Consider the following 16,846-nt stretch of genomic DNA (forward strand, 5'->3'; position numbering starts at 1 on the left):
GTGCAAAGACGGCACCCATCATCGCCCCTCCTCGTAGGCAGCCAAACCGGCAATCTCATGGCCTTGAGCAAGCTTATGCAGTAGCGGCGTCAACTCGTCCATCAGCGCCAGTTCTTTCTGCGTGCGTGCTTTCCAGCCAAGGCTCAGCGGAGCCATCAACTCCGACAGGTGCTCCCCATCGAAGATACGGCGGCGCAGGATGTCATCTACAAAAATTTGCAGGGCCGCTGCGTCCAGTGCGTGGCGGTTTGCAATGTCAGCGAGTTCCCGAGTCTTCTTCTCTGCTTTGAAGCGGTCGAATCCGTCGCGAATTTGCTTTTCGTTCAAGGCTTCATTGACGGGCAGACCTCGGATGTACTCGGCAATGTCCTCGCGCTCGTCGATGAACTTCGCATCGGACTGGATAAGACCGATGAGTTGCTCCCGATTCATCGTGAGCTTGCCGGGCTTCTGCTGGGTCAGCTTCGCAATCAGGCCCATGATGTAGTCATAGTCGATCACCGACGAGGCGAAGAGCACAAACTCGAAGTCAAGCTGCTGTACATCGGGCGGAGCCTGATCGCCTTCCTTACTCTGTATTTCCTTCAGACGCTTGGCGGTTTCCAAGTAGGTACTGCGGAAACTCTGCAACTGGTCTGGCGATAAGATGGTGTCAATGCGCTCTTTCTGCGCTGGTGCCAAATCGGTGTACTGATCGAGCTGGGTCTTGAGCCGCTGCACTTCCTTGAAACGGTTGACGAACTCGATGCGGGCGGTATCGCCCTTGAGGTTGTATACCGCCTCGGGTTCGCAGATGAGGTTCTTGTCCGTCATGAAGCGCGACATGCCCGCCACGGCAGCTTCGTATTTACGGATGACTTCTGCTGCGGATTCCACTAGCCAGATTTCGCGAGGGTTGTCGATCTTTTCGCCGGAAAAGAGCGCAATCGCTTCCTCAACGGGATTCTGTTGCTGGCGGAAGTCGAGAATATTGCCGTAGGGTTTACTATCGTTGAGCACGCGATTGGTGCGCGAAAACGCCTGGATCAGGCCGTGGTACTTGAGATTCTTATCCACGTACAGGGTGTTGAGGTACTTGGAGTCGAAGCCGGTGAGTAGCATGTCCACCACGATGGTGACGTCGATTTTCTGCGCGGCGGGCAGGTCGGTGTTGGGATACTGCTGATCCTTGATGCGTTTTTGTACGTCCTGGTAGTACAGGTCGAACTCACTGATACGGTGGTTGGTACCAAAGCGTGCGTTGTAATCGGCGACGATGCGAGTGAGTGCCGCCTTCTTGCCCTCTGGGTCTTTCTTGTTGTCTTCTTGTTCTTGTGGCAGGTCTTCCTGAATCTGCTGCACGTCCTTGTTGCCGTCGGCTGGTGGGGAGAACACGCAGGCAACATTCAACGGACGGAATTCGGGGTCTTGCTCTTTTTTTTGGTTCTGAATGCGCGCGAACAGCTCAAAGTATTCAATCGCATCGTTGATGCCGGACGTTGCCAGCACCGCATTGAACTTACGACCATTGGTCGCAGTGTCATGCTTGGCGAGGATGGTCTCGATGACCTTGGCTTTGGCTACGCCTTCGCCGGGCTTGGGCGGGTTCTTGCCTTCAGGCTTGAAGTAGTCCACGTGGAAGCGCAGGACATTGCGATCTTCAATGGCGTGGGTGATGGTGTATTGGTGCAGACAGCGCTGGAATAGATCGTCGGTCGTGCGGTAGCTGGCCTGCTGGCCTTCGATCTGCTGATAGCTGGCGTTCTTCTCGAAAATAGGGGTGCCGGTAAAGCCAAAGAGCTGAGCGTTAGGAAAGAACTCCTTGATGGCTTTATGGTTGTCGCCGAACTGCGAACGGTGGCATTCATCAAAGATGAAAACCATTCGCTGGTTGCGTAGCGGCTCCAAACGCTCTTTGTAATTGCGCTTGTTGGCCCCATCCAGGGCAAGGCCCAACTTCTGAATGGTCGTGACTATCACCTTGTCGGCGTAGTCATCCGACAGAAGGCGGCGCACCAGTGTTTCGGTATTGGTGTTTTCCTCAACGCAACCTTCCTGGAAGCGGTTGAATTCCTCGCGAGTCTGCCGGTCCAAGTCTTTGCGGTCGACCACGAACAGACATTTGTCGATGTCTGGATTGTCTTTGAGCAGGGTAGACGCCTTGAAGGAGGTGAGCGTCTTTCCCGAGCCGGTGGTGTGCCAGATATAGCCGTTTCCGCAGTTCTGGTGGATGCAATCCACGATAGCTTTGACGGCATAAATTTGATATGGCCGCATCATCAACAGCTTTTGTTCACTGGCCACTAGCACCATGTAGCGGCTGATCATCTGGCCAAGGGTGCACTTGGCCAAAAACTTCTCGGCAAAGCTATCGAGCAGGGTAACCTTCTTATTGTCTTCGCTGGCGAACTGATAAATCGGCAGAAAACGCTCGTCCGCGTTGAAGCTGAAGTGGCGCGCGTTGTTGTTGGCGAAGTACCAGGTATCGGTGCGGTTGCTGACCATGAATAGCTGTAAAAAACACAGCAGCGTTTTGCCGTAACCGTTGCCGGGAACGGTCTTGTAATCAACAATCTGCTGCATCGCCCGGCGCGGGCTGACGGCCAGGGTCTTCAGCTCAATTTGCACCACTGGCACCCCATTGATGAGCAGCATCACGTCGTAGCGGTGATGGCTGTTGTCGGTGTTGATGCGTAGCTGGTTGATGACCTCGAAGTCGTTCTTGCACCAATCCCGGATGTTCAGCAAGGTGTAGTTCAGCGGCGTGCCATCGTCGCGCTCGAAGCTGTTGATGTTGCGTAGCGTTTGGGCAGCGTTGTAAACATCGTCTGTCACGATGCTGTCCCGCAGGCGCTGGAACTCGCTGTCGGTCAGGCGCACCCGGTTGAGTGCCTCAAACTTGGCGCGGAAGTTGGCCTCTAGCGCGGTACGGTCCCGGATATCAGGGCGATAGGTGTACTTGAGGTCACCAAGCTTGGCGATCAGATCGAGTTCGATTTGTTGTTCTGATGTCGTCATGACTCTTTCCTCAAGGACCCAAACGGTTCGCCATGGCCGTTGCATAGGCGGACAAAAGCCGTGGTGCTCATGTGTGTCGACCCCCTAACTCGGTGGCATCTTCGCCAGCCCCGCCTGCGCGCACCCACTCGTCCACTTCGGACAACTGAAACTTCCACAGTCGCCCCACACGATGTGCTGGTAGGCCCTTGCGCTCTCTCCAGCGATAAACAGTGTCTTTGGCGACCCCCAGATGCTGGGCCACGTGTTCAGCAGTCACCCACGGTTCAGTGCTCATGTCGATGGCGCTCTGGAATTATGTTTTAAAGTCGTCTTAAATCGTCTGAAGTCTATCATTGAAATGCTATTTAAGCACCCGCCTAGCCAGCCTCAACCTCCCAGATAGATCGACGTCACCGTCAACCGCTCATGCCCGAGTTCACGGCTTATTTGCTGGCGCTCGTGTCGGTCGACCAAGCGCTGCGACAGCCCGAATTGAGCCTTGCCAGGTCCGCCTGCTGCCGGCGACTTCCATCCCGTCAACGCTTCATATCGCATCTGTGCATACCGATGCCGCAGGCCATGCATATGGCTCAGACTCGCCGCCTTGCACTGTCCATCGTAGACGTGCCGCTGCTGGATGAAGGTCTTGTCTGCCGGGATTAGTGACCCTGTGCCCGCCAGGCGGTGTGCTGCGTGGAGCGCGTCGCGTTGCTCTGCGGTGGTGATGGGCACAATGCGTTCACGCCCGCCCTTCGTCCACGATCCTTTGAGGGCAATGTGGTCACCCCGATCCGCGTAGCTGGGCTGGAACTTGATCGCTTCCTCCCGGCGCAATCCGAAGGCGGTTTGTAGCTGAAGGCTCATGCGCACGTGGACATCGGTGATCTGTTCAAGACCTGTGCCCAGTTCCTGGGCCTTGCTGATGTTGGTCACATAGCGGCGCTCGGGCACGCCAAGCTGTGTGTTGTCCGCCGGCAAGATGCCAGCCTTGCCGATCTTTTCGGCCCACCAGCGCAGGTGAGAGAGCCGATTCTTGATGGTGCCCGACGACAAACCTTCGCCTTGCCAGCGTTCCAGTAGCGCCTGGACGTGCTTGCCCTTGAGAGACGAAGCTTTCATCTGCCGGAAACCGGCCTCGCGCAGTTGCCGCGCGGTCAGCGACAGCGAACGCATCCGATCGGCCTGCGTGTTGTGACTGCCGTCACGGTTGCGTTGGCATAGCTGCCGCAGGGTGTAGGTCAAGTCGTCCATCTTCCGGCCTCCGAGTAAAGCGCCGTACTGCGTTGTCCTGAAATTCAATGGTTAGTGTTGGTGCCAACTCGACAAGGCGAGATCCCGTGAGGGCAAGGGCATGGTGTTCAGGAGACACCAGAGCCTCGAATGAGGCGTCCGTCTTGCTTCCTGCTGGAAGCCCGGACGGAGGTACTACAAGACGAAAGTGATTTGAACGTGGACGAGTTCTCCTATGAAGTGAGTGGAATGAGAAATGCAGCAGGAGCCATGTGCGTTGCACAAAGGGAATTGCCGCAAAGGACAGCGCGCCAGGAGGCGCGGTAGGGATGAGTCAAACAGACGAAGAAGGCTCCACCCTGGGTAGGGCCGGTATGTGGTCGGAGCCTGGGCATACCTGGGGTGGCTCCACCCTGTCGGGCCAGCGCTTGCAGGAACCTGCGCTGTTGGGGGGGGGCCGATGTGCGAAGCCCATCGGTCTTGGCAACTGTCCGGTCAGTGTAGGGCGGGCATCATCATGTATGCCGCACGCAATAGGAACTGGTTTTCGCCCGCATTGTTGCTGGCGTGGGCGGGGTCGTCACTGCGGCGTGCAGTGACGACCCGTTTCGCGGCAGCATTTGCTACGCAGGATGCGGCTGCCATCCCCTGGCCTGCATTGCCTGCGCTGCGATGTCCCCAGCGTTCGTCGAGGCGTTCAGCATCTTGCGGATGTTGGCGATGTGCGCCAGGGCGGTTTCACGCGATGCCGGTTGCGCAGTCGGTTCAGAGCGGTTTTCGGTACGCGGCGGAGTTGCAGGCCGATTCTCGGCAGCCCGTGAGGCGGCAGATGTCTCCTTACGACCTGCCCACAGACGGAACTCGCCCGCAAAAACGCGCTTCACCAAGGCGAAGAAGTAGGCCACGACATTGCGCACGGTGCCGCTCTGGCTGCGTGCCTGCAATTCGTCCAGCACTTCCTGGCGATGCTGCGGCGGCAGCCGCCGCAAGGCGGCCTGCACGTCCTTTTGCTGATCTGCCTGGGCATTGCTCAGGCAAGGCGGCAAGCTCACCGACTGCGATGCCGGATCGCCGTCGCCTTCGCCCGCGCGATACGTACGTTCTTTTTTATACATATACGTCTTATACGTACTGCCCTGCTCAGCCGTCATATGGCGAGCGTGTCCGGTCTGTTGCGGAACACGCGTGCTGCCAGCGGAATCGCCAGACAATGGCAGTGGGTCGGCTGCTTCGCTCGCCTGCGACGGCGACGGCGGTGTCGGGTGCAAATCATCGTCATCGCCGAGCTGATCGTGGGCCGCAATGGAAGCGGCTTCAGGTGCCTGCGCCAGCGTTGCCTGAATGTGGACGGCCACCCGATCCACCTGGTTGTTTTCGTGGCCGAGGGAGGCTTGCAGAAGCTCGGACAGGCTGGCATCGAGCGCGCAAGCCTGCTGGAAGTGCAGGGCGCTTTCGTGAACCTGATACAGCTCGCTGAGCACATGGCCGGTTAGAGGATCGCGGTGCTGGCCTACCAGGCTGATCCAGCCCGTCAGCCGAAGCACAACGAGGACGCGCCGGGCCGTCTCGTACCCGGCCCGCTGCCCCAGCGGGGTAGAGGTGAGATAGCGGCGCAACTGCCCCAGGTTTGCCAGCGGACTGATGCCCTCGGCAGAGTGCAGCATGCGCAGCACCTGCCAGCCATTGCACTCCAATGGCGTGAGGCGGGCATCGAGCATGAGCGAGGCGGGCGTGGTGAACAGGGCATCTTGCCCCTGCGGGTTGTGGCGGGTGTGATGGTCTGCCATGAGAGTGCTCCGAGGTCTGGGCCACAGCGGCCCGTTCCCCTGCATCTCATCGCGTACCGCTCCAGGCGTCAGCCAACAATGCGGTCTGCGCCATACCCGTTTTATCCGGCAGGCGCAGAGCTGGCACCGGCATCCAGACTGATCTATCATCCTAATGCCCCCTTGGGGGTACAACTGGGGGTACTTCCAGCAATTCCCGCAAAGGCCGTGGCCCGATTTCCCCGCGAAACCTAGCATTCACGGCACTTTGCCGACTGATCAACGTTTAAACGTGTGATCAACGTCTAAGCTTCTTGCAAGTGTTGTAGATGTGGCAGGTGCCTGATATCAGGCACCTGCCATTTTTGTTTGAGTTAGGGGTTGAGGGAAGGATGTTTTAAGACCTTTGCTAGCGGAATCCCTAAAAAGGATAGGTTTTTTGGTAACTGAGAGGATGTCCAGGCGTGTCTCAGGGCGACAGCGTTGTTTGATCGTTTGTTCAGGTAAGGGACTAATCCAGTCAGACTGTCTGGAGTATTTATAGGTTCTTCGGTGATAGAGACCTATTTTTTGCTAGTACAGTTGGCCGCAAAATATAAAGGAAGTGGTATGCCGCAATGCAAGGCCCCTTGGATGCTCGCAGCAAAGGAGTTGCGAAGTGATCTTCCATTTTTTGGTTCCTTTGGCTTGATTGCTGGGTTAGTGCAGTGGGTGGCATATCATTACTTTGATAAGTCCAATGTAGGCGCTGAGTTGTTACAAGAACATATTGCTTTTAGGTCTTTAGTCCTGACTGTGATTTTCCTCTGGGGTGCTAAAGGACTGCTCGCGCGATTGTCTGTTACTGAAGAACGGCCACGTCTCAGTGCATTCGTAGAACATGTAGCTGGTCGCGCTGTGGCTTTTGCTTCAGTGGCGGCCGCCGTTATCGCAGGCTGCGCATTCGCGGCCCTGTTATTAGGTGCCTTTGGGGTTGCTATCCGCGTCTTGTTCTTTGCGATTTATTTTGTGGCGCTTGCTGAAATTGCCGCTAATCCATTCTTGAGGTCTGGACAGTCAAGAACAGTTTGGTTAGCCATGGGTGTTGTTGTCTCCATGCCTTTGAGTGTCGAGCTGACGCATTGATACGATTGCCAATAGCACTTGGCAGCTAGCTATATTCGTGCTTTTGCGTTTGTGATGGTGGCTGTGTAGGTGGGCGTGCAAGTAACCGCTCGACTTTCTCACCCTCGCTTGCTCAAGCTGTGTTCGATCTATTGTTTAGCGACGCGTTCGGAGTCTGGCATTTCAGGGCCAGCAGGCAGCTCACGGCGATGCGGCTTTTGATCCCCGATGCTCGTTTTATATCTTAATCCAGCTTTTGAAGAGACCTTGTTGAATGTTGGCCCCAGAAAGTCCAAATAGCCAGTTGCAAGCTGCCTTGGTGCTTGTACAAGAAATTCTGAGTCTTGATTTGCAAGCTCTCTATCTGCACGGCTCGGCTGTGGCAGGAGGACTGCGGCCACACAGTGATCTGGATATATTGGCGGTCGTTGATGCTCCCTTGTCAGACGAACAGCGTCAGGATCTGATTGCGGCTTTATTGTCTATTTCAGCCCCTCATCCGGCTACGCCCGGTGGTCCGCGTTGCATCGAGCTGGTGGTGTGTCGTCTGGCTGATCTTCAATGCAATGAGCATCCGGCCAAGGTGGAGTTTATCTACGGCGAATGGCTGCGGGATGCCTTCAAGGAGGGCTACTTGTCCGACGCCGCTGCGGACCCGGAATACACCTTGCTCTTGGCCCAGGCTCGTCAGCAGGCGCAGTTGTTATGGGGTAGGGATGTGCTGGCAGATGTTCTTGCCACGCCGATTGAGCATATACGCCAGGCGATGCGGGATGGTGTAGAGCCCTTGTATGAAGGGCTGCGTGGAGACGAGCGCAATGTTCTGCTGACTTTGGCACGCATGTGGCGAACAGGTGTTCATGGGGACTTTGTGACTAAGGAACAGGCGGCTGAGTGGGCTATTCCCAGCCTGCCTGCGGAGCTGGCCAAGACTTTGGAATATGCGCGTCTGGCGTATATCGGTGAGGTGCTTGACCGCTGGGACACAAGGGGCAAGGAAGCAGAGCGTTTGGCGCAGGCACTACTTGGGAACATTAAGCAGGCTTTGTAAGAGTGCGCCCTGAATTTGGCCCTTGGACCCGCCGCTATCAGTGGTTGCCGTTCAGATAGCGGGGGAGCGTCACTTATGTTTTGCGCCGCTACCAAGGTAGCAATCTCCAGCCTTCTTCACTAAATTCCAGCCGTTCCGTCAGCCCAAGATTGTTCATGAAAGTATCGTCGTGCGAAACCACCATCAGCGTGCCCTGGTAGCTGCTCAACATGGTTTCCAGGGCCAAGGCTGAAGGCAGATCCAGGTGGTTGCTGGGTTCATCCAGAAGCAGCAGTTGTGGCGGAGGATCAGCGTACAGCACGCAGGCCAGGGCGGCTTTCAGGCGTTCGCCACCGCTCAAGGCACCGCTGGGGCCGGTAACTTTTTGGGCGTCCAGTCCTAGTTGCGCCAGACGCATGCGCAAGTCGCCCTCGCTGCTTTTGCGGTTGAGGGCCTGTATCTGTTCCAGCACGGTTTGCTGTGGATCCAGATCGGCCAAGCCTTGGTCCAGGTAAACATGTTGTGGCACTACTTTGCAGTGACCAGCGAGGGGTTCCAGTTGACCTGCAATGACCTTGAGCAGCGTGGATTTGCCGCAGCCGTTCGGACCTATGACTCCTACTCGTTGCTGGCCGCTTAACAGCAGTGTGACCGGGGCTTGGTTGGCCGGAACATAGGGGAGCTTCACCTCATCCAGTTCCACAACGCGCTGGCGGGTCAGCGGCATCAAGGGCAGGGCGTGAAGATTGATAGCGGTGTCCTGCTCGATCAACTCGGCTGCCTCCTGTACGCGTTGTGCCAACTGCTTTTGGGCCGTCACGTGTTGCTGACGCAGTTTGCCGGTGGTGGCTTCACTGCGACCCTTTTGCCTGTCCAGCAGGATTTTGGCCTGATTGGCTTGCTTGCCCTGTTGATTCCCGCGTGCCTGTCTACGCTCTTGCCGTTGGCGTTGCTCTTGCATGGTGCTTTCTGCACGCTGACGTTCCAGTTTGCGGTGCTCCAGCTGGTCCAGGGCGTTTTGCTGCTCCAGGGCTTTCTGCTCGGCGTAGTGGCTGTAATTACCGCCATAGCTACGCAGCCCCAGGGAAGACAGCTCCACAATGCGCTCCATCGTGTCCAGCAGTTGGCGGTCATGGCTGATGACCAGCAGGCCGTGGGGCCAGTGTCGTAACTGCTCAATCAGGGCAAGCCGGTTGTCGCGATCCAGGTGGTTGCTGGGTTCATCCAGAATCAGGAAATCGGCCTGAGACAGCAAGGCATGGATCAGCGACAGCCGCATGGCCTGGCCGCCGCTTAATGTTTCGGCAGGTGTCCCGGCAGTCAGATGACCCAAGCCATTGCGCTCCAGCGCTTCCTGTAATTGCTGCCGAATATCCCAACGGTCTTCGATCAGATTGAAGTCTTCCATGGCGCTACTGCCGGCTTCAATCCGGGTAAGTGCGTCCAGCGTTGGCCCTACACCCGCCAGATCAGCGACGCGCAACCCGCTGACAGACACCACTTGCTGCGCCAGATAATGGACTTTGCCCGAGCGCAGGCAACGGCCACTGCTGGGCTGAAGTTGCCCGGCCAGGATTTGAGCCAGAATGGTTTTGCCCACGCCATTACGTCCGACCAGGCCCGTGCGCCGCGAGTCGAAGGTTTCGTTCAGTTGGGAAAACAGAGTCTTGCCCTGCGGCAGGGTATAGGACACGCCTTCCAGCGTCAGATAAGGATTCGTCATACGTGATGCTTCCATTAATGCCAAGAACTCCCCCTGCGTTGTGGGGGCTGGTGGAGACTGGCCGTCTAGGGGACGGCGGCATTAGTGGCGCATTGGACGAATACCTCACGGGAAATGAATCGAAGCCACACTATAAAAGCATTTTGCCGGGAAGGTAAAGTCGGCTGGGCTTCTCAAGGAAGCGATGAAGGTCGTGTGATTCCATCACAGGAGCGGGTTTGGGCTCAGAAGCCTGGGCTTGTCTCACGGTTTTGGGATCTTGATTTACAGGCTTCAGCGCGGTGAGGTCTGTACTGCTGCAGGCTGCGTGAAATACCGAGCCGCGAGAGATGGCCACCCAGCAGGAAATGAAGTTTATTTCCTGACGTTTATTCAATAAAGTGGAGTCCTCGGCTTTTCATCCTCTGTATCGCTTCATGTCTGGAGGATAGAGGCAGGACTGCCTTTTCTCTCCCAATCCGGGAAGCCGCACCATTTTGAAGGAATGTCATGAACACATTCAATTTACCCGCTCGCTCGATTGTGTATGTGCAGGATGTGTATTGTGGTTGGTGCTGGGGTTTTGCCGAACGCATGGTCGAGTTCGAGGCGGCCAACAAGCATCGCATTCCTTTTACCGCTGTCTCGGGTGGCTTGTTCGTGGGTGACCGGGCTGCGCCCATGTCCCGCTACCCTTATATTTCCGAATCCAACGAGCGCATCGCGCAAATGACGGGGGTGACGTTTGGGGCTGCTTATAAAGCCTTGGCCGAGGAAGGGACCACGGTTATGGACTCTTTGGATGCGGCGACAGCCTTGGCGGTGCTGCGTGCGCAAGATCCGGAGCAGGCCATTCATTGGGTGCACGAGTTGCAGCAGGCTTTCTACTTGAACGGACGCAGCTTGTCTGATCAGGAGGTCTGCCTGGGAATTGCTGCTGCCAATGGCCTGGATGTAGAGGCTGTGCGACGCCATTTAACTGACGGTTCAGGCCGGGAACAAGCCTTGGCTGATTTTGCCCTGGCACGGGCTTTGGGCGCGCAATCCTATCCGACCTTGCTGTTTGTGGATGGTCGAAAAGTGACAAAGCTACCGGCGGTTGGTACCCCTTTGGAAACGCTGAATCAGACACTGGATTCCTTATTGGGCTGATTAGCAGTTCGGTACATAAAGCAGATTGAAATTGCGGCATCCGGGCCCAGCCAGGATGCCGCATTGGGTTTTACTGCAAGCAGGCTTAGAAGCGGTAAGCCGTATTCAGATGCACGGCCGTTTGTGCGTTGGTGCCTTTGCCTACTTGGGCGCTGATACCGGCCCCCAGCGTCCAGTTATTGCTTAACTGGCCCACGGTTCCCAATTCCAGCAGACCTGTGTCACGCACTCGCTTTTGGTCTGTAGGCAGATAAAACTGGCGATTGTTGTAGACGCCATCCTGCAGGTGCGCGCCCAGTTGCTTTGCAGGTTTCTTGAACTCGTGCAGCCACTCTGCAGAGGCATACACAGCCCATTGATTGCTGAGCGCCACATTGATTTGATAGCCCAGGCCACTTTGTACAGAGGTCTGGTCCTGGGCGTCGAAGCCCATGGAGGTGGACAGACCCTGCCCGTCCTCGGACAGGGATTTGATCTTGGCTTTCTGCAGACTCAAGCTCAACAGCGGACCATGGGTGACAGTACCGACCTGCCAGTCGTAGCCTGTACTTATCTTGCCACCGTATTGGCTGCCGCCCGCTTTGGCCTGGTGCTCGCGGGTGGCGGCACCAAGACGCAGGTGGCGGCGGGTTTTATTGTCCAGATCGCTGTAGAACAGCTGGGCGTTGAACCATAGATTGCTGGCTTGCCAACGTCCGTACAGGCCGGCTGACTGACGTTTTTGGCTGTAACTGCCGTTGTTGGCGGTTTTGCCATCCAGGTCCTCGTAGGACAGGTAAGCACCTGCCGTCCAGTCGTTCATGCGCTTGTCCACACCGAGCTTCCATCCCGCCTGGGTACCGTCCAGACGGGAGTTCGAGCTGCTGCCATTGCGGCTGATGGCTTCCCCCTGGAACCAGACGGACAAACCTGGGTTCCCGGACGAGCTGACAGTGTGCAGGCGACGATCAATATGCTGCATTTGCATCTGCCCGGCGGTATTGGCGGAGGAGGCCAGTACGGCTACCTGACTGGGAGCGCTCAGGACAGCATGGGCATAGTCAGCAATCGTGCTATGGCCGCCTGAACTGGGGTGTACGCCGTCGGCAAACAGATAGTGTTGATCTGCTCCGGCTGCGACCAGATCGGCGGGGGTGCACAGGCGGGAGGAAACACTGCCGCAGGCGGCAGTATTGACGTTGCTAAAGCCATAGGCTTGGGGATCTGCGGCCACTTCATGCAAGAGCGCCGAGACATTCAAAGGAATGATGTTGGCTGAGCTTGTTGCCAGTTGCTGGGTGAAAGCCTGGTTGTAGCTGTCACTGAGCAAGGTGGCGATACCTGCACTGATCGGTGAGCCGGAGAACTCCGGAGTCATGCCCAGGTCAGGGATGTTGGGGACCAGAATATAGCGCGCGCCTGCCTGCGATAGCGCGTTGACAAGGGCAGCTTGATTGCCGACGGAATCAGCCACGATCTGAGACATATTGAACGGATCTTTTACGGCGGCAAACAAGTCATTCGCGCCACCCCAGACGGTGTACAGGGCCTGCCCGTCCAAACGCCCGTTGCTCATGGCCAGCAGTTGGTTGGTCTGGGTTGTCATGGCGGGCAAAGGTGGATTGGTGGGGCCGGGAGGGTTGCTGGGGTCCAGCAGCTCATCGACGGCCACGCGAGCACCACCGACAGCATAGTTGCTGCCGCCCTGGCTGCTAGGTGAGGCGTCGGTTCCCAGCTTTTGAGCCAGTACCTGGGACCAGACCTGGCCAGGATTGGTGGTAAAGCGCGAGCCGAACTGTCCACTGTCAGTCAGGCTGTCGCCGATGAAATAGGTATTGGAGAACGCTTGGGCCTGTGTCCCTGCATGCAGGGTCATCAAGGCCAAGGCAAGACATGTTTTTTTCATTGCGCAGTCATTAAAAAGGCGTTCCCCAAGCAGCACCTTTTGAACAGCCCTTTGCTTTTTGTGTCGTGGCGTTCAAGGTCAATCAGCATCTCGGATGGAACAGGTGGATGAAAAGATCATCGGATCAGGACCATCATAGTCAGGAGGCGTTTATTTCTGACACAGACAGGCACAGGATTGTGCGGTCAGGATAAACGCGGGCAATGGGCAATAAAAAAACGCCATGCTGTTGCATGGCGTTTTGGTTCAATCTTGATTGGGCTTAGCCGCGGACCAGGGGGGCGACACAGACATTGGGGTTGTCGGCCAGGGGCACAAATTTCATGCTGCCACCGTCATAGGCGTCGATGGTGCCAGACTCAATGTCGTAGACCCAACCATGCAGCGTCAAGCGGCCTTCGGACATGGCCAGGCGCACGGAAGGGTGGGTCTGGATATTGGCCAGTTGGGCAACCACGTTTTCCCGCACCATGGAAGCAATGCGATCTTGCTCGCTGGCGTGCGTGCGGGCTTCATTGACCAGACGTGCCGAGTCGGCATAACGCAGCCAGTGCTCCACAGCAGGCATGTGATCCAGGCACTGACAGGAGGCAATGGCGGTCATGGCGCCACAGTCGGAGTGGCCGCAGATCACGACATCGGATACACGCAGGGCGGACACGGCGTATTCCACGGAGGCGGTCACTCCACCGGGTTCTGGACCGTAGGACGGGACGATGTTGCCAGCGTTACGAATCACGAACAGATCGCCGGGTTCACGTTGTGTCACCAGCTCTGGGACCAGACGGCTATCGGAGCAAGAGATAAACAAAGCGCGGGGGTTTTGTTGTGTAGCCAGATTTTTGAAGAGCTTGGCGCGCTTGGGGTAGGCTTCCCGTTGAAATTTCAGGAAACCGTCGATAATGTCTTTCATCCTTGTCCTTGTAGTTCGGCTTGGATAGAAGATTAACTCTTCAAGGTCATAAGGTAAAATACCGATTTCTGATGCTTTTCATTGGCTTTGCTTATACAAAGGCCCCTTATGCTCTTGCGCCATCTTAATTACTTTCTGGCGGTTGCCCAGTATCAAAGCTTTACCCGCGCCGCGCGTGCCTTGCACGTGTCTCAGCCGGCCCTGTCGCAACAGGTGCGTCAGCTGGAGGAACATTTAGGCGCGCAATTGTTTGACCGCACCGGGCGTCTGGTGCGTTTGACCGATGCCGGTGAGGTCTATCTGCGTTATGCCCGGCAAGCCTTGCAGGATCTGGAGGAAGGGCGGCGAGCCTTGCACGACGTCAGTGATCTGAGTCGAGGCTCCTTGCGGGTGGCGGTGGCACCGACCTTTACGTCCTACCTGATTGGCCCTTTGGTGGAGGCCTTCTACCGGCGCTATCCCAATGTGCGTCTGGTGATTCAGGAAATGTTGCAGGAGCGCGTGGAAACGCAGCTGGTCGAGGACGAGCTGGATATTGGTATTGCGTTTGAAAAGCCTACCTCGGCTGCAGTGGAGTTCCAGCCTTTATTGGTGGAGACGCTGGCCTTGGTGATGAGCCGTACGCACCCCTTGGCCGAGCGGCGCAGCATTGATAGGGATACCTTGACGCGTGAATCTCTGGTCTTGCTGACCCCCGAGTTCGCCACGCGCGGACAGATCGAACGTCATTGTCGTCAGCATGATCTGGACTTGAAGGTATCGATGGAGTCCAACTCGCTCAATGCGGTCATTGAGGTGGTGCGGCGCACAGGTCTGGCGACCTTGTTGCCTGCTGCCATTGCCAGCAATAGCGAGTATTTGGTAGCGGTGAGTCTGGACCCGGCACCGCCGCAACGGCGGGCCATTCTGATGCAGCGCAAAGGTGCATATCAATCTGCAGCGATGCGCGCCTTTATTGAGCTGGCGCTGAAATACGGCGCGGCATCGACGTTTTAATACGGGTGTCCGGCAGAGCGGTAGTCACGTTCTGCTGCGGGCACTTTACAGCGCCACCACCACACTTTGCTCCAGAGGACGCAATTCGCTTTCCACAGCGGGTTTGCCCTCGTTCAAGTGGGCGACCAGATCTACCGTGGTAGAGATACGCGTCAACATCAAACAGGCCACTTCACCACCGGCAACACGGCTGCTATGCCAGCAACCGGGACGCATGCATACACCTTGCCCTTGAGGGATGCGGAAGGCTTTCAGGGTGGACAAGTTCGGGCCGCCTTCAGGCTTGCTCTCGGCCACGATATGGATCACTTCACCGGTCAGCGGGATCAGTGCCTGTTGTGTCAGCAGGTGGTTTTCCAGCGTCGTGATGTTGGGATCCTGAATCCGGTAATTCACCCACAACACTTCGGTCTGACCGCTTGGACCTGTGTCAAACGCATGTTCATGCCAGAAATCGGTAGCGGCATTGCTGAAGGCTGCCGTCGCAGGCGCCGTGGCCAAACCTTTACCCAACATCCAGCCATAAGGGGCGAAAGCCTCGGGGCTCAGGGGCTGGGGAGTCAGGGTGATTGGGGTGCTCATGGTTTATTGCTCAAAGAAAGTACTAAGGCAGCATCTTATCAAGAATGCAGCCTCGAACCGGGATTGGCCTAGATCAATAAGCTTGAGTTTCTCGTGGGTATTGTGGAACTAAGTAAAACATCCCCTGTCTTGAAGAGGGCTCGTCTTTACTTAGCGAGCTAAGCAAGCCGCCTTTTTTCATGGGCGGCTTCGCTCTGTTTGCTTTCTTGACAAGGGGTTGCTGTGCTTCAAGCTGTTTCGCTGACCTGTAGACGGGGCCAGCGTCGTGTGTTCTCCGAGCTGAGCCTAAGGCTTGAAGCTGGCCAATGCTGTTTGGTCAGTGGGCCCAATGGCAGCGGTAAAACCAGCTTGCTGCGCATCCTGGCCAATATCGCCCAGGCTGATGAAGGTCAGTTGATCTGGCGCGACCGCCCCGTGCAAAGCAACGATAGCGATTACCGCCGACAGCTGGTGTATGGCGGGCATGCGCCGGGGCTTAATGGCAGCTTGTCGGTGCAAGAGAATCTGGACAGCCTGCTCATGCAGGATCGTGTGCCGCTGGAACGGGAGGCCTGTGACCAGGCGTTGCTGGCTGGCGGTTTGCTGGCTTACCGTCGTGTGCCTGTACGGCAACTGTCAGCCGGACAACGTCGCCGCGTGTTTCTGGTGCGCCTGTCCCTGAGCAATCGCCCCTTGTGGATTCTGGACGAGCAGCTGACTGCGCTGGATAGCGCCGGTCAGAAGTTTCTCGGCGAGCTGATTGCGCAGCATCTGCATAAGCAGGGCGCTGTCATTCTGACCAGCCACCAGACCTTGCCCTGGGATTTGGAGGTGCAGCATCTGGATCTGGGGCAGGCATGTTGAGCCTCTTTTTAGCCTTGATGAAGCGCGAGTGGCGCCTGGCGATGCGTCGCCCCGGCGATGTTCTGATTCCTCTGGTTTTCTTCCTGGTGGTGTGCAGCCTGTTCCCCTTGGGCGTGGGGGCGGATGCGGCCTTGCTGTCCAAGATGGCCCCCGGTGTGCTGTGGGTGTCGGCCTTGCTGGCCACCATGCTGTCGTTAAGCCGGCTGTTTGAGCAGGACGAGCAGGACGGCGCGTTGGAACAGGTGCTGTTTTCGCACTTGCCGCTCAGCCTTTGGGTCTTGGGCAAGGTGTTGGCGCATACCTTTTTGACAGGGGTGCCTTTGCTGTTGCTGGCGCCGATTCTGGGGCTGCAATTCAGTCTGCCTACGTCCAGCCTGGGCGTGCTGATGCTGTCTCTGGCGCTGGGCCTGCCCGTTCTGACCTTGCTGGGGGCGATTGGTGCGGCCTTGGTACTGGGTCTGCGCTCAGCCGGGGTCTTGCTGGCTTTATTGATTTTGCCCTTTTACGTTCCCGTGCTGGTCTTCGGGGCGGGGGCGGTGCAAGCGGTTCAGGCCGGATTGGGTGCGCAAGCGCATCTGTCCGTTCTGGCCGCTTTTTTACTGTTGGCTTTGTTCTTCGCGCCACCTGCTACGGCAGCGGCGCTGCGCCTTGCTCTTGAGTAAAT

At 57.1% G+C, this 16,846-nt stretch carries 14 protein-coding genes; 6 read left to right on the forward strand and 8 right to left on the reverse strand.

Features of this window, described 5'->3' with window-relative positions; all coding sequences use genetic code 11:
* Nucleotides 1-18: 18 nt before the first annotated feature.
* The 4 genes from WFM49_RS11245 to WFM49_RS11260 form a co-directional block, all read right to left on the reverse strand.
* Nucleotides 19-2,997, reverse strand: coding sequence for a type I restriction endonuclease subunit R (locus WFM49_RS11245; protein WP_336973251.1), 2,979 nt, complete (start codon nucleotides 2,995-2,997; stop codon nucleotides 19-21).
* Between the two features lie 67 nt (nucleotides 2,998-3,064).
* Complete coding sequence (locus tag WFM49_RS11250; RefSeq protein ID WP_321270763.1) at nucleotides 3,065-3,274, reverse strand: helix-turn-helix domain-containing protein; 210 nt, start codon at nucleotides 3,272-3,274, stop codon at nucleotides 3,065-3,067.
* 92 nt (nucleotides 3,275-3,366) lie between these two features.
* Nucleotides 3,367-4,230, reverse strand: a complete 864-nt coding sequence (locus tag WFM49_RS11255; RefSeq protein ID WP_321270765.1) for a phage integrase N-terminal domain-containing protein — start codon at nucleotides 4,228-4,230, stop codon at nucleotides 3,367-3,369.
* A 602-nt stretch (nucleotides 4,231-4,832) separates the two neighbouring features.
* The gene (locus WFM49_RS11260) at nucleotides 4,833-5,996 is read right to left on the reverse strand and encodes an STY4528 family pathogenicity island replication protein (protein ID WP_336973253.1); all 1,164 of its coding nucleotides are present in this window, start codon (nucleotides 5,994-5,996) and stop codon (nucleotides 4,833-4,835) included.
* Between the two features lie 531 nt (nucleotides 5,997-6,527).
* Between WFM49_RS11260 and WFM49_RS11265 the strand changes: the two genes are divergently transcribed.
* Both WFM49_RS11265 and WFM49_RS11270 read left to right on the forward strand, forming a co-directional pair.
* Nucleotides 6,528-7,100, forward strand: a complete 573-nt coding sequence (locus tag WFM49_RS11265; protein ID WP_125303769.1) for a hypothetical protein — start codon at nucleotides 6,528-6,530, stop codon at nucleotides 7,098-7,100.
* A 253-nt stretch (nucleotides 7,101-7,353) separates the two neighbouring features.
* Nucleotides 7,354-8,130, forward strand: a complete 777-nt coding sequence (locus WFM49_RS11270; RefSeq protein WP_336973257.1) for an aminoglycoside adenylyltransferase domain-containing protein — start codon at nucleotides 7,354-7,356, stop codon at nucleotides 8,128-8,130.
* A gap of 88 nt (nucleotides 8,131-8,218) precedes the next feature.
* Here the strand turns inward: WFM49_RS11270 and WFM49_RS11275 are convergent, their stop codons facing one another.
* Complete coding sequence (locus tag WFM49_RS11275) at nucleotides 8,219-9,832, reverse strand: ABC-F family ATP-binding cassette domain-containing protein (protein WP_336973259.1); 1,614 nt, start codon at nucleotides 9,830-9,832, stop codon at nucleotides 8,219-8,221.
* A 489-nt stretch (nucleotides 9,833-10,321) separates the two neighbouring features.
* Here WFM49_RS11275 and WFM49_RS11280 point away from each other — a divergent pair, with 489 nt between their 5' ends.
* Entirely contained in the window at nucleotides 10,322-10,963 is a 642-nt protein-coding gene (locus WFM49_RS11280; RefSeq protein ID WP_109088860.1) for a DsbA family protein, read from the forward strand.
* 85 nt (nucleotides 10,964-11,048) lie between these two features.
* Here the strand turns inward: WFM49_RS11280 and WFM49_RS11285 are convergent, their stop codons facing one another.
* Nucleotides 11,049-12,848, reverse strand: a complete 1,800-nt coding sequence (locus WFM49_RS11285; RefSeq protein ID WP_336973262.1) for an autotransporter outer membrane beta-barrel domain-containing protein — start codon at nucleotides 12,846-12,848, stop codon at nucleotides 11,049-11,051.
* Between the two features lie 262 nt (nucleotides 12,849-13,110).
* The gene (locus tag WFM49_RS11290) at nucleotides 13,111-13,761 is read right to left on the reverse strand and encodes a carbonic anhydrase (RefSeq protein ID WP_042483063.1); all 651 of its coding nucleotides are present in this window, start codon (nucleotides 13,759-13,761) and stop codon (nucleotides 13,111-13,113) included.
* 108 nt (nucleotides 13,762-13,869) lie between these two features.
* Between WFM49_RS11290 and cynR the strand changes: the two genes are divergently transcribed.
* Complete coding sequence (gene cynR / locus WFM49_RS11295) at nucleotides 13,870-14,757, forward strand: transcriptional regulator CynR (RefSeq protein WP_042483066.1); 888 nt, start codon at nucleotides 13,870-13,872, stop codon at nucleotides 14,755-14,757.
* Between the two features lie 45 nt (nucleotides 14,758-14,802).
* Here cynR and WFM49_RS11300 read toward each other — a convergent pair whose 3' ends face one another.
* Nucleotides 14,803-15,339: an ureidoglycolate lyase gene (locus tag WFM49_RS11300; protein ID WP_045930866.1), complete on the reverse strand. Its 537-nt coding sequence runs from the start codon at nucleotides 15,337-15,339 to the stop codon at nucleotides 14,803-14,805.
* A gap of 222 nt (nucleotides 15,340-15,561) precedes the next feature.
* Here WFM49_RS11300 and ccmA point away from each other — a divergent pair, with 222 nt between their 5' ends.
* On the forward strand, nucleotides 15,562-16,182 hold the full coding sequence (ccmA, locus tag WFM49_RS11305) for a cytochrome c biogenesis heme-transporting ATPase CcmA (protein WP_063688745.1): 621 nt from the start codon (nucleotides 15,562-15,564) through the stop codon (nucleotides 16,180-16,182).
* Complete coding sequence (gene ccmB, locus WFM49_RS11310) at nucleotides 16,176-16,844, forward strand: heme exporter protein CcmB (RefSeq protein WP_283737607.1); 669 nt, start codon at nucleotides 16,176-16,178, stop codon at nucleotides 16,842-16,844. The genes ccmA and ccmB overlap by 7 nt, the downstream gene beginning before the upstream one ends.
* Nucleotides 16,845-16,846 lie beyond the last annotated feature (2 nt).

The sequence above is a fragment of the Alcaligenes sp. PF14 genome (assembly GCF_037150615.1).
GTDB classification, from domain to species: Bacteria; Pseudomonadota; Gammaproteobacteria; order Burkholderiales; family Burkholderiaceae_B; genus Alcaligenes; species Alcaligenes phenolicus.